Below are 12449 nucleotides of genomic sequence, written 5' to 3' on the forward strand. Positions count from 1 at the left end.
GCCAATGGGAACGATGTACATCAAATAGTGCTCTGTAGGGGGCGATTTTTAGCCGTATTGTTATCTTGGATAACATGCTTTGTGAGGAGCCACTATGCATTCTGAATCAGACTGGGCGCAAGCCGCCCAGCAATTCCAGCAAACCCTGGGAGACGGCTGGACCCGGGCTTGGGCCGAGGCCGTCAAGCCTATCCAGGGGCTGGATCTGGGTACCGCTGCCGGTCCGGCGGCATTGCCCAAAATCTCTTTCTCTCCCACCAAGCTGCAGGAACTGCAGCAGCAGTACCTGCAGGAGTCGGCCGCGCTGTGGAACCAGAGCGTGGACGCAGCCGCCATCCGCAAGGACCGGCGCTTCTCCGCCGAGGCCTGGACCGAGAACCCGCTTACCACCTATACCGCCGCCGCCTACCTGCTGACCAGCCGCACCCTGATGGGCCTGGCCGATGCGGTAGAGGCCGACGACAAGACCCGTTCGCGCATCCGCTTCGCCATCGAGCAGTGGATGGCCGCGTCGGCGCCCAGCAACTTCCTGGCGATGAACGCCGAGGCGCAAAAGCGCGCGCTGGAGACCCAGGGCGAGAGCATTGCCAAGGGCCTGAAGAACCTGATGCATGACATGCAGCAAGGCCATGTGTCGATGACCGACGAAAGCCTGTTCGAGGTCGGCCGCAATGTGGCGACCACCGAGGGCGCGGTGGTGTTCGAGAACGAGCTGTTCCAGCTGATTGAATACAAGCCGCTGACCGCCAAGGTCTACGAGCGCCCGTTCCTGCTGGTGCCACCCTGCATCAACAAGTACTACATCCTCGACCTGCAGCCCGAGAACTCGCTGATCCGCTACGCGGTAGAGCAGGGCCACCGCACCTTCGTGGTCAGCTGGCGCAACCCCGATGCCTCGCTGGGCAGCAAGACCTGGGACAACTACATCGAAGACGCTGCTATTAAAGCCATAGCGGTAACCCAAGACATTACGGGCGCCAAGACCATTAACGCCCTGGGCTTCTGCGTGGGCGGCACCATCCTCAGCACGGCGGTGGCGGTGCTGGCGGCGCGCGGCCAGAAGCCGGTCGCCAGCCTGACCCTGCTGACCACGCTGCTGGACTTTGCCGACACCGGAATCATCGACATCTTTGTCGACGAGGGCATGGTCAAGTACCGCGAACAGCAGCTGGGCAAGGGCGGGCTGCTGCCGGGCGGTGACCTGTCCAGCACCTTCAGCTTTCTGCGGCCCAACGACCTGGTGTGGAACTACGTGGTGGGCAACTACCTGAAGGGTGAGACCCCGCCGCCGTTCGACCTGCTGTACTGGAATAGCGACTCCACCAATCTGCCCGGCCCCTTCTATTGCTGGTACCTGCGCAACACGTACCTGGAAAACAAGCTGATCGAGCCCGGCAAGGCCGTGGTCTGCGGCGAAAAGGTCGACTTGCGCGACCTGGACATGCCGGCCTACATCTACGGTTCGCGTGAAGACCACATCGTGCCGATTGGCGGCGCCTATGCGTCCACCCAGCATCTGCCGGGCAAGAAGCGCTTCGTGATGGGCGCGTCCGGCCATATCGCCGGCGTGATCAACCCCCCGGCCAAGAAGAAGCGCAGCCACTGGACCAGCGACAGCGCCAAGTTCCCCGCCGCGGTGGACGACTGGATCGCCAGCGCCACCGAGCACCCTGGCAGCTGGTGGACCGACTGGTCGACCTGGCTCAAAGACTTTAGCGGCAAACAGGTGGCGGCACCCGCCAGCTACGGCCATGGCAAATACAAAGCCATCGAACCCGCACCCGGCCGCTACGTCAAGGCGCGGGCTTCGTAAGTAATATTGAGTAACAAAACCCGTGTTTTCAGGCCCTACACTGCATCGCAGACGGGCCTGAGCACCGCAAAGAGTTCTAATAAACCTACCACCCAGGAGCAAGAAAATGGAAGACATCGTCATCGTTGCAGCAGCCCGTACCGCCGTCGGCAAATTCGGCGGCAGCCTCGCCAAAATCCCGGCTACCGAACTCGGTGCCCACGTCATCAAAGAGGTGCTGTCGCGCAGCGGCCTGAGCGCCGAGCAGATCGGTGAAGTCATCATGGGCCAGGTGCTGGCCGCCGGCGTCGGCCAGAACCCGGCCCGCCAGGCCGTGTTGAAAAGCGGCTTGCAGCAAGGCACGCCCGGCCTGACCATCAATGCGGTCTGCGGCTCCGGCCTCAAGTCGGTGATGCTGGCGGCCCAGGCCGTAGCCTATGGCGACAGCGAGATCGTGATCGCCGGCGGCCAGGAAAACATGAGCGCCTCGCCCCACGTGCTGATGGGCAGCCGCGACGGCCAGCGCATGGGCGACTGGAAGATGACCGACACCATGATCATCGACGGCCTGTGGGACGTATACAACCAGTACCACATGGGCATCACCGCCGAAAACGTGGCCAAGAAATACGGCATCAGCCGCGAAGCCCAGGACGCACTGGCCCTGGCCAGCCAGCAAAAGGCCGCTGCCGCGCAAGAAGCCGGCAAGTTTGTCGCCGAAATCGCTGCATTGAGCATTCCCCAGCGCAAGGGCGACCCCATCGTCTTCTCGGCCGATGAGTTCATCAACAAGAAGACCAGCGCCGAAGCCCTGGCCGGCCTGCGTCCCGCCTTCGACAAGGCTGGCGGCGTAACCGCCGGCAATGCCTCCGGCCTGAACGACGGCGCTGCCGCCGTGATGGTGATGACGGCCAAGAAAGCGGCCGCCCTGGGCCTGACCCCGCTCGGCCGTATCGCCAGCTTTGCCACCAGTGGCCTGGACCCCGCCTACATGGGCATGGGCCCGGTGCCGGCATCGCAAAAAGCCCTGGCCCGCGCGGGCTGGAAGGCCCAGGACCTGGACCTGCTGGAAATCAACGAAGCCTTTGCCGCCCAAGCCTGCGCGGTGAACAACGAAATGGGCTGGGACACTAGCAAGGTCAACGTCAACGGTGGCGCCATCGCCATCGGCCATCCGATCGGCGCGTCTGGCTGCCGCATCCTGGTGACCTTGCTGCATGAAATGGCCCGCCGCGATGCCAAGAAGGGCATTGCCTCGCTGTGCATCGGCGGTGGCATGGGAGTTGCACTCACCATCGAACGCTAATTTTTAGCGTATTTTTTAACAAGCAAACTATTCACCTCTTAGCATCAGCAAGAACGCGACGATCCCAGAGCATCCGTGGAACTGGCTTTGCCAGGCCACTGGATGCGCCCCTGCAAGGGGGTGGGCGCAAAGCGCTTGCGCTGTAGCCTGGGGGTGTACCAATAACTCAGGAGATAAAAATGGGACAAAAAGTAGCGTACGTGACCGGCGGCATGGGTGGCATCGGGACCGCCATTTGCCAGCGGCTGCACCAGGATGGCTTCAAGGTCATCGCCGGCTGCGGCCCGACCCGCGACCACGCCAAGTGGATCGCTGAACAAGCGGCCCTGGGCTTTACCTTCTACGCTTCGGTGGGCAATGTCGGCGCGTGGGAATCCACCGTCGAGGCCTTCACCAAGACCAAGGCCGAGCACGGCAGCATCGACGTGCTGGTGAACAACGCCGGCATCACCAAGGACCGTATGTTCCTGAAGATGTCGCGCGAAGACTGGGATTCGGTGATCGAAACCAACCTGAACAGCATGTTCAATGTCACCAAGCAAGTGGTGGCCGACATGGTGGAAAAGGGCTGGGGCCGCATCATCAACATCAGTAGCGTGAACGGTGAAAAAGGCCAGGCCGGCCAAACCAACTACTCGGCTGCCAAAGCCGGCATGCATGGTTTCTCCATGGCCCTGGCGCAAGAGCTGGCCACCAAGGGCGTGACGGTCAACACCGTCAGCCCTGGCTACATCGGCACCGACATGGTCAACGCCATCCGTGAAGACGTGCTGGCCAAGATCGTGGCCACTGTGCCCGTCAAACGCCTGGGCAAGCCCAGCGAAATCGCCTCCATCATCGCCTGGTTGGCGTCGGAAGAAGGTGGCTACGCTACCGGCGCCGACTTCTCGGTCAACGGTGGTCTGCACATGGGCTGATCGCTCCTGGGCTGCTGCAAAAACCCGCTTCGGCGGGTTTTTTTATGGCTGGGATGCAGGCGTGGCAGGCACAGCCGGCACCGGCACGATGGTCACGCTCTCGCGCAGCACGCCGCCGCTTTGCGCGCTGCCTTCCACGCTGGTGGGGGCGCGCATGCGGGCTTCGCAGGCGATGCGGTCCGCACCCTGGAAGGCGTCGCAGCGCTGCACAGCATTCTTGTCGTACTGGCCGGGTGCGGCCGTCAGATCGCCGCGGCGGGCTTCGGCCAATGCGCGTTCGGCCTCGATCCGGCAGGTGGCGGCGTTCTGGTTCGAGCTGCCGTTGTTGCACACCGCCATCTCGCGCTGGTACTGGGCTTGGGCCGCGGCCGATGCTGCGGGGTCGGCGGCCAGGGCGCTGGCGGCCCATAGGCTGGCTGCCAGCAGGCTGCAATATTGGGGGAATCGATGGAATGGCATGCGGGAGTCCTTGGGTAACACAGATACGAATATGCACTGCGCCGCGGCGGTGGACTGTGCGCTGCCGCACACAGCTTTCGTGGTACTCGATTTGCTATATTTTTAAGAGCTAATTGCGCAATCAGAATATGCGCTACAGGCCTTTTCTATATAAATCCTTGGCCAGCTGACCCAAGGTGGCCATGGCGGCTTCCAGTGGTGTGCTCCATGGATGGCCGTAGTTGAGCCGGATGCTGTGGCGCCAGCCCTGGCGGGCCGAGAACATCGGCCCTGGCGCGATGCTGATGCCTTGGGCCAGGGCCTGCTGGTGCAGCGCCAGGGTGTCGAAGCCTAGCGCAAATTCCACCCACAAAAAATAGCCGCCGCTGGGCTGCACCACCTTGATGCCGGCCGGGAAGTGGCGGCCCAGCGCAGCCACCAGGTGGGCCTGCTGCGATTCCAGGGTATGGCGCAGCCGACGCAGATGCTTGTCGTAACCGCCGTGCTGCAGGTAGTCGGCCAGCGCGGCCTGGGCCGGCTGGCTGGCGCTGAGGGTGGTCATCAGCTTCAGGCGTTCTATGGCCGGGCCGAAGCGGCCGGGTGCCACCCAGCCCACACGGTAGCCGGGCGCCAGGGTTTTGCTGAACGAGCTGCAGTGCATCACCAGGCCCTGGCGGTCAAAGGCCTTGGCGGGCAGCGGCGCCTGGCTGCCGAAGTACAGCTCGCCATACACATCGTCTTCGATCAGCGGGATCTGGCGGCTGGCCAGCAGCGCTACCAGGCGTTCCTTGCTGGCTGCGGACAGGCTGGCGCCTGTGGGGTTCTGGAAGCTGGTCATGAACCAGCAGGCTTTCACCGGGTGGCGCTTCAAAGCCTGCTCCAGCGCGTCCAGGTCCAGGCCGTGCTGGGGGTGCACCGGGATTTCCAGCGCCCGCATCTTCAGCCGCTCCAGCGCCTGCAGGCTGGCGTAAAAGCCCGGCGACTCCACCGCAATCAGGTCGCCGGGCTGGGCCACCGCGCTCAGGCACAGGTTCAGCGCCTCCAGTGCACCGCTGGTTACGACCAGTTCTTCGGCCGGCTGGGCCATGCCCATGCCCAGATAGCGCAGGGCAATCTGCTGGCGCAGGCTGGCGCTGCCTCGGGGCATGTGCTGCACCGATTCCCAGGGCTGGGCGCGGCGCGCGCTGGCCGCCAGCGATTTGGCCAGGCGCGGCAGCGGGAACAGTTCAGGCGACGGAAAGGCCGAGCCCAGCGGCGCGATGTCGCGTTGCTGGGCCGCACCCAGCACGGAAAAAACCAGTTCGCTGATGTCCACCTTGGCCGCCACCCGCGCCGGGGCGGGCGCGGCGCGGGCGGTCGCCATGGGCGGTAGCGCCACGGCGCCGGTCACGTAGTAGCCCGAGCGCTGGCGCGCCCGCACCAGGCCTTTTTCTTCCAGCCGGTAATAGGCCTGGAAGGCGGTAGACGGGCTGATGCCGTGCTGCGCCGTCAGCGTGCGGATCGACGGCAGCCGGCTGCCGGGCGCGCGCTGGCCTGAGCGGATGTCGGCCGCTAGCAGCTCGGCCAGCTGTTCGTAACGTTTCATGCGTGCTCCAACTGAGCCGTAGATTTTTGCATTTTTGGCATCTGGTATGGTTTTTTAAATGCCAACTGCTGCTTACCTTGCGGGCCCAAGTCCGGCATGATTTGGCCATCGTGAAAACCACTCTGCGCTCTCTTGTCCTGCCGTTCCTGCTGGCTGCCGCTGCCAGCCAGGCCGCGCCGCCCGTGTTTGAAGACAGCATCGCCCAGCGCACCCTGGCCTGCACCGCCTGCCATGGCAAGGAGGGCCGGGCCGCCAGCGATGGCTACTACCCGCGCATCGCCGGCAAGCCGGCCGGCTACCTGTACCACCAGCTGCTGAACTTCCGCGACAACCGGCGCCACTACGGGCTGATGACGCAGATGGTCGATCCGCTGAGCGACGCCTATCTGCTGGAGATCGCTCAGTACTTTGCGCAGCTGGACCTGCCGTATCCCGCGCCCCAGCCGGGCAGCGCGCCCGCCCAGGTGCTGCGCCGCGGCCAGCAGCTGGTGACCCAGGGCGATGCGGCGCGGCGGATCCCGGCCTGCGCCCAGTGCCATGGCGCGACGCTGACCGGCGTGGCGCCGAATATCCCCGGTCTGCTGGGCCTGCCACGCGACTACCTGAACGCCCAGCTCGGCGCCTGGCGCACCGGCCAGCGCCGCGCCCACGCGCCCGACTGCATGGCCACCGTGGCGCGTCAGCTGAGCCCCGAAGACGTGTCTGCCGCCACCGCCTGGCTGGCGGCCCAGCCGCTGCCCGCCAACCCGCATCCGGTCACGGCGCTGCCGGCCCTGCTGCCCGGAGCCCAGGCCATCGCTTGCGGTAGCGCACCATGAAAAAGATAGCTTTCGCCTTGCTGGCCGTCTTAGGTTTAGCGGCCCTGGTCTGGCATCTGAACCTGCGCGACGAGGCCGATCTGTCGGCGCCTGCGCCCGTGGTCGCCGCCACCCCCGAGCTGCTGGCGCGCGGCGCCTACCTGGCCCGCGTCGGCAACTGCGCGGCCTGCCACACCACCCGCGGCGGCACACCGTATGCGGGCGGGCGCGGCATCGATACGCCGTTCGGCACGGTCTACAGCAGCAATCTCACGCCCGATGCGCAGACCGGCATTGGCAGCTGGTCGCCGGCCGAGTTCTGGCGCGCGCTGCACAACGGCCGTTCCAAAGACGGCCGCCTGCTGTACCCGGCCTTTCCCTACACCAGCTATACCGCTGTCACGCGCGCCGATTCGGATGCGCTGTACGCCTATTTGCGCAGCCTGCCGGCCACCGCCCAGGCCGCCACGCCCCATGCACTGCGCTGGCCTTTCAGCACGCAGCCGGCGTTGGCGGTATGGCGCGCGCTGTACTTCCAGCCCGGTGTGTTGCAGCCCGAGCCGCAGCAGTCGGCCGAATGGAACCGCGGTGCCTACCTGGTGCGTGGCCTCGGCCACTGCGGCGCCTGCCATACCGCGCGCAATGCGCTGGGCGCCAGCGACGACCAGCTGGACCTGGCGGGTGGTCTGATCCCGATGCAGAACTGGTACGCGCCCGCCTTGACCTCGCCGCACGAAGCCGGTGTTGCTGGCTGGCCGCGGAACGACGTGGTGCGCCTGCTGCAAACCGGCGTGGCACCGGGGGCGACGGTGCTGGGCCCGATGGCCGAGGTGGTACGCCAGAGCACCCAGCATTGGTCGCCTGCGGACCTGGCTGCCGCCACTACCTATCTGCAGGCCTTGCCCCAGTCCGATGCCAAAGTGCCGGCGCGCGATCTGCCGCCCACGCCGGCCCGCGTGGCCGAGCGCGGCGCCCAGCTGTACGACAAGCACTGCGTGCAATGCCATGGCGCCCAGGGCCAGGGCGTGGCCGGCGCTTACCCGGCGCTGGCCGGCAACCGCGCGGTCACCATGGCCAACACCGCAAACCTGGTGCAGACCGTGCTCAACGGCGGCTACGCACCGGCCACGGCGGGCAACCCGCGGCCCTTTGGCATGCCGCCCTATGTGCTGGTGCTGAACGATGCCGATATCGCCGCAGTGCTCACACATATCCGCAGCGCCTGGGGCAACCAGGCGGGCGCGGTGACCGAACTGGACGTCAACCGATTGCGCGCCAACTAAAAGGAGGGAGAAAAGCGCATACCTCAAATGAATGATGTACTTTTGGTTTGAATTGTCCACAATCCATGCTCGTCGGGAAAAAATCACGAGGAGCACACCATGGGCATTCTTCTGGTTCGGGGCTCGCAAGGCCCAGAGGTTCAGCGGCTGCGCAAAGCGCTGGTGGCGAAACTGGGGGCCGATGCCCAGGCCTTTCCGAACCTGGCCCAGGGCGACCAGCTGGATGCCGATGCAGAGGCTGCGGCCCGGCGTTGGCAGTCGGGTGTGGGCCTGGTGGCCGACGGGGTGGTCGGGCCGTACTGCCAGCAGCTGCTGGGCCTGCGTGCCGAGCCGGCCATGGAGGTGCTGCTGAGCGTGGACACGGTGCGCAAGCTGTTCCCCGCCACCAAGCCGGCGAATATCGCGCGCTACCTGCCCTATGTGGCGGCCGCGCTGGGCGCCCTGGGCCTGACCGACCGGCCCATGATTTGCGCCGCCTTGGGCAGCATCCGCGCCGAGACCGAAGGCTTTTTGCCGATCTCCGAATTCCAGTCGCAGTTCAATACCGCCCCCGGTGGCCCGCCGTTCGGCCTGTACGACGGCCGCAAGAGCCTGGGCAATACCAAACCCGGTGACGGCGCGCGCTTCAAGGGCCGCGGCTTTGTGCAGCTGACCGGCCGCTTCAACTACGAAACCTATGGCAAGCAGCTGGAGATCGACCTGGCCGGTAATGCCGACCTGGCGAACGCGCCCGAGGTGGCGGCCCTGCTGTTGGCCACCTTCCTGGCCGACCGCCAGGACGCCATGCGCGAAGCCCTGGCCAGCGGTGGCTATGCGGCGGCACGCAAGCTGGTGAATGGCGGATCGCACGGGCTGGACCGCTTCCGCGATGTGTTCCGCCTGGCCGACGGCGTGTGGCCGGCCAATCCGGTGGTTCCGCGGGTGGGCGCGGCCAAAGGCAAGGCAAAAACAGCCAAGCCAAGTACCAAGAAAGCGGCCGCAAAATCTGCGCCGGTAGAGCGCCAGCTGACGGTGCGCAAAGACCCGACCGACTTGAACGACCGGCACTACCAGCCGCCGCCGCTGGGCCTGGCCGATGCGTTTCCGTCGGACGCCGACATCCAGAAGTTCCTGCCCGCCTACACCCAGGCAGGGCTGATCCTGGACCAGGGCAGCGAGGGCGCATGCACCGGCTTTGGCCTGGCCTGCGTAGTCAACTACCTGCGCTGGTACAAGGCCGGCGGGCCCGCCAAGATGGCCTCGGTGAGCCCGCGCATGCTGTACAACTTTGCCCGCCGCTACGACGAGTACGACGGCGAAAACTATAGCGGCTCCAGCTGCAGGGGTGCGCTCAAGGGCTGGTTCAACCATGGCGTCTGCCTGGACGATGACTGGCCCTACAGCCAGCCCCAGCCGCGTTACGGCTATGCGCGCAACGCCACCAACCACACGCTGGGTGTGTACTACCGGATCGACCTGAAATGCATCACCGACCTGCAGGCGGCGATCCAGGCGGTGGGTGCGGTGTATGTGTCGGCCTTTACCCACGAGGGCTGGCACCAGCTGCCCCGGCAGAAGAAGGCGCCGGCCGGCCATGCCCAGATCCCGCTGATCCCGTTCGACGGCCGGCCGTCGGAAACCGATGGCCATGCGTTCGCGCTGGTGGGCTTCAACACCCAGGGCTTTGTGTTGCAGAACTCCTGGGGCACCGACTTCGGCGTGGGCGGCTTTGCCGTGCTCAGCTATGCCGACTGGCTGGCCAATGGCATGGACGCCTGGGTGGTGGCCATGGGCGTGCCCGGCGTGGTGGTGGGCCGCGTCAGCGTGGTGGCCTCGCAGGCCCAGGCGGTGGCGGGTGGCGCCAACACCGGCCTGTGGTGGAGCGAGGACCAGGCCTACCAGCACAGCGTGGTGCTGGGCAACGACGGCCGGGTCAAGCGCTACCTGACCGAAGACGAACTCAGCCGCACCCTGGGCCACCAGGTCTGCGACCTGCCCGACCAGTGGTTCCGCGGCCCGGCCAGCGGCGCCGTCAAGCGCCTGGTGATCTACGCCCACGGCGGACTGAACAGCGAGAACGACGCGATCCAGCGCGCCCGGGCCATGGGCCGGCATTTCGAAGGCAACGACTGCTACCCGCTGTTCCTGGTCTGGAAGACCGGCCTGATGGAGTCGCTGCGCGGCATCATCAGCGACGCCTTCCACAAGCAGCCGGCGCTGGCCGGCGGGGTGGCCGAATGGATCGCCGACAAGACCGACCTGGCGATCGAGAAAACCATAGGCCGGCCGTTGGCCCGGCCGATCTGGAGCGAGATGAAGGAAAACGCCGAACTGGCCTTCAACTCTGGGCGTGGCGGCGAGCTGCTGATCAAGGCGCTGGAAAAGCTCATGGCCACCTGGGGCAACAAGCTGGAGATCCACCTGGTCGGCCACTCGGCGGGCTCCATCATCCTCGGCCATCTGCTCAGCACGCTGGCGCGGCGTGGCGTGCCGACCGCTGCCGTCACCTCCATCCACCTGTATGCGCCGGCCTGCACCGTGGCCTTTGCCAACAAGCATTACGCGATGGACCCCGAGGTGATGGCCCGCCTGCACCTGCAGGTGCTGTCCGACCGGGTGGAGCGCAACGATACCGTGGCGGCTGTCTACCGCAAGTCGCTGCTGTACTTTGTGTCGAACGCATTGGAGGTGGATTTGCGCACGCCGATTCTGGGCATGGCCAATGTCTACAACGAGCGCTACGACGGCTGGGACGGCGGCTCCAGCACGGGCGATGCGCTGAAGGACTGGCGCCGCGCCGTGGCCAAGGCCGGCCTGGACACAGGGCGCCTGCAGGTGCTGGACCAGGACGCGGTGTTGACCGCGCTGCCCGACCGCCAGATCAAGGCCAGCCACGGCGCCTTCGACAACGACCTGGCGGTGATGACCCAGACCCTGGGCTTGGTGCTGCGCGGCCCGCTGGTGCAAGTGGTGGATGATTTGCGCGGGTTTTAGAACGGGATAGACGGCATCCTGTCCGGTACCCAGGTCTTTGCAGAGCAAGTACAGTGGTGCCATGAATGCTCCTACTCTCCAGGCCAACGGCCGCGCGTTTGCGCACATCGCCAAGTTCCATCCCGAATTGACGGCCTTGCGCCGCGACCTGCATGCCCACCCCGAGCTGGGCTACGAAGAGGTCTATACCGCCGCGCGGGTGGCCCAGGCGCTGGAGCTCTGCGGCGTGGACGAGGTGCACACCAACATCGGCAAGACCGGGGTGGTGGGCATCATCCGCGGGCGCAGCAACCACAGCGGCAAGATGGTCGGCCTGCGCGCCGACATGGATGCGCTGCCCATGACCGAGATGAATGACTTTGCCTGGAAGTCGGCCAAGGGCGGCCTGATGCACGGCTGCGGCCATGATGGCCATACGGCGATGCTGGTCGGCGCGGCCCGCTACCTGGCCGAAACCCGCAACTTCGACGGCACGGTGGCGCTGATCTTCCAGCCCGGCGAAGAAGGTTACGCGGGCGCCAAGGCCATGATCGACGACGGCCTGTTCGAGCGCTTTCCGGTGCAGGCGGTGTTCGCCATGCACAACTGGCCACACATGCGGCCGGGAACGATTGCGCTGAACTCGGGCGCCATGATGGCCGCCTCTGACCGCGTGACCATCGAGATCACCGGCCGCGGTGGCCATGGTGCGCACCCCTACCAGAACATCGACCCGGTACTGGTGGCAGCCCACACCATCACGGCGCTGCAAAGCGTGGTGTCGCGCAACATCCGCGCGATCGACAGCGGCGTGGTCAGCATCTGCGCGGTGCAGACCGGCGACCTGGGCGCGATGAGCGTGGTGCCCAGCAAGGCTACGCTGGTCGGCACGGTGCGCACCTTCAACCCTTCGGTGCAAGACCTGATCGAGCGCCGTATCACCGAGCTGTGCAGCGCGGTAGCCCTGGGCTTTGGCGCCACAGCCTCGGTGAAATACGAGCGCCTGTACCCGCCGACCATCAATTCCAGCACCGAGGCCTTGTTCACCATGCGGGTGGCCGAGTCCATCGTCGGCGCATCCCAGGTGGTGCGCGACCTGGACCCGAGCATGGGCTCGGAAGATTTCTCGTTCATGCTGCAGGTCAAGCCCGGCGCCTACATGCGCATCGGGCAGGGCACCGAGAACGGCCCGGGCAGCTGCGCGCTGCACAACAGCCGTTATGACTTCAACGACGCCATCCTGCCGCTGGGCGCGGCCATGCACGCCAGCCTGGCCGAGCAGTTCATGCCCTTGGCTTGAGTCGGTTTGCTATCAAATTAGTAGCTGCTAGCGCTGATGGAATATGCGCCAGAGCCGAGTTTTTCTTGAATACCTGCTG

At 65.7% G+C, this 12449-nt stretch carries 9 protein-coding genes; 7 read left to right on the forward strand and 2 right to left on the reverse strand.

The window, feature by feature from the left end:
* Nucleotides 1-94: 94 nt before the first annotated feature.
* The 3 genes from phaC to phbB all read left to right on the forward strand — a co-directional run bounded on the left by phaC (nucleotide 95) and on the right by phbB (nucleotide 4015).
* A complete protein-coding gene (phaC, locus tag J2X19_RS20825; protein ID WP_310376157.1) occupies nucleotides 95-1813 on the forward strand; it encodes a class I poly(R)-hydroxyalkanoic acid synthase in 1719 nt (572 codons plus the stop codon).
* 106 nt (nucleotides 1814-1919) lie between these two features.
* Entirely contained in the window at nucleotides 1920-3098 is a 1179-nt protein-coding gene (locus J2X19_RS20830; protein WP_310376159.1) for an acetyl-CoA C-acetyltransferase, read from the forward strand.
* Nucleotides 3099-3277: 179 nt separating this feature from the next.
* Nucleotides 3278-4015, forward strand: coding sequence for an acetoacetyl-CoA reductase (gene phbB, locus J2X19_RS20835; RefSeq protein WP_310376161.1), 738 nt, complete (start codon nucleotides 3278-3280; stop codon nucleotides 4013-4015).
* A gap of 42 nt (nucleotides 4016-4057) precedes the next feature.
* Here phbB and J2X19_RS20840 read toward each other — a convergent pair whose 3' ends face one another.
* The gene (locus J2X19_RS20840) at nucleotides 4058-4474 is read right to left on the reverse strand and encodes a hypothetical protein (protein WP_310376163.1); all 417 of its coding nucleotides are present in this window, start codon (nucleotides 4472-4474) and stop codon (nucleotides 4058-4060) included.
* 133 nt (nucleotides 4475-4607) lie between these two features.
* Nucleotides 4608-6038: an aminotransferase-like domain-containing protein gene (locus tag J2X19_RS20845; RefSeq protein WP_310376165.1), complete on the reverse strand. Its 1431-nt coding sequence runs from the start codon at nucleotides 6036-6038 to the stop codon at nucleotides 4608-4610.
* 110 nt (nucleotides 6039-6148) lie between these two features.
* Between J2X19_RS20845 and J2X19_RS20850 the strand changes: the two genes are divergently transcribed.
* From J2X19_RS20850 to J2X19_RS20865, 4 genes are all read left to right on the forward strand, one after another.
* Nucleotides 6149-6856, forward strand: coding sequence for a c-type cytochrome (locus tag J2X19_RS20850; protein ID WP_405048708.1), 708 nt, complete (start codon nucleotides 6149-6151; stop codon nucleotides 6854-6856).
* The gene (locus tag J2X19_RS20855) at nucleotides 6853-8118 is read left to right on the forward strand and encodes a c-type cytochrome (RefSeq protein WP_310376167.1); all 1266 of its coding nucleotides are present in this window, start codon (nucleotides 6853-6855) and stop codon (nucleotides 8116-8118) included. The genes J2X19_RS20850 and J2X19_RS20855 overlap by 4 nt, the downstream gene beginning before the upstream one ends.
* A gap of 99 nt (nucleotides 8119-8217) precedes the next feature.
* A complete protein-coding gene (locus tag J2X19_RS20860; RefSeq protein ID WP_310376170.1) occupies nucleotides 8218-11091 on the forward strand; it encodes a C1 family peptidase in 2874 nt (957 codons plus the stop codon).
* A gap of 61 nt (nucleotides 11092-11152) precedes the next feature.
* Nucleotides 11153-12370, forward strand: a complete 1218-nt coding sequence (locus J2X19_RS20865; protein ID WP_116604158.1) for a M20 aminoacylase family protein — start codon at nucleotides 11153-11155, stop codon at nucleotides 12368-12370.
* The last annotated feature ends 79 nt before the right edge of the window (nucleotides 12371-12449 follow it).

The sequence above is a fragment of the Rhodoferax ferrireducens genome (assembly GCF_031458075.1).
GTDB classification, from domain to species: Bacteria; Pseudomonadota; Gammaproteobacteria; order Burkholderiales; family Burkholderiaceae_C; genus Rhodoferax_B; species Rhodoferax_B ferrireducens_A.

Bases quoted from the DNA above. Each gene is read 5' to 3' on its own strand.
- J2X19_RS20855 (WP_310376167.1), top strand. From the start codon at position 6,853: ATGAAAAAGATAGCTTTCGCCTTGCTGGCCGTCTTAGGTTTAGCGGCC.
- phaC (WP_310376157.1), top strand. From the start codon at position 95: ATGCATTCTGAATCAGACTGGGCGCAAGCCGCCCAGCAATTCCAGCAA.
- J2X19_RS20840 (WP_310376163.1), bottom strand. From the start codon at position 4,474: ATGCCATTCCATCGATTCCCCCAATATTGCAGCCTGCTGGCAGCCAGC.
- phbB (WP_310376161.1), top strand. From the start codon at position 3,278: ATGGGACAAAAAGTAGCGTACGTGACCGGCGGCATGGGTGGCATCGGG.
- J2X19_RS20860 (WP_310376170.1), top strand. From the start codon at position 8,218: ATGGGCATTCTTCTGGTTCGGGGCTCGCAAGGCCCAGAGGTTCAGCGG.
- J2X19_RS20865 (WP_116604158.1), top strand. From the start codon at position 11,153: ATGAATGCTCCTACTCTCCAGGCCAACGGCCGCGCGTTTGCGCACATC.
- J2X19_RS20845 (WP_310376165.1), bottom strand. From the start codon at position 6,038: ATGAAACGTTACGAACAGCTGGCCGAGCTGCTAGCGGCCGACATCCGC.
- J2X19_RS20830 (WP_310376159.1), top strand. From the start codon at position 1,920: ATGGAAGACATCGTCATCGTTGCAGCAGCCCGTACCGCCGTCGGCAAA.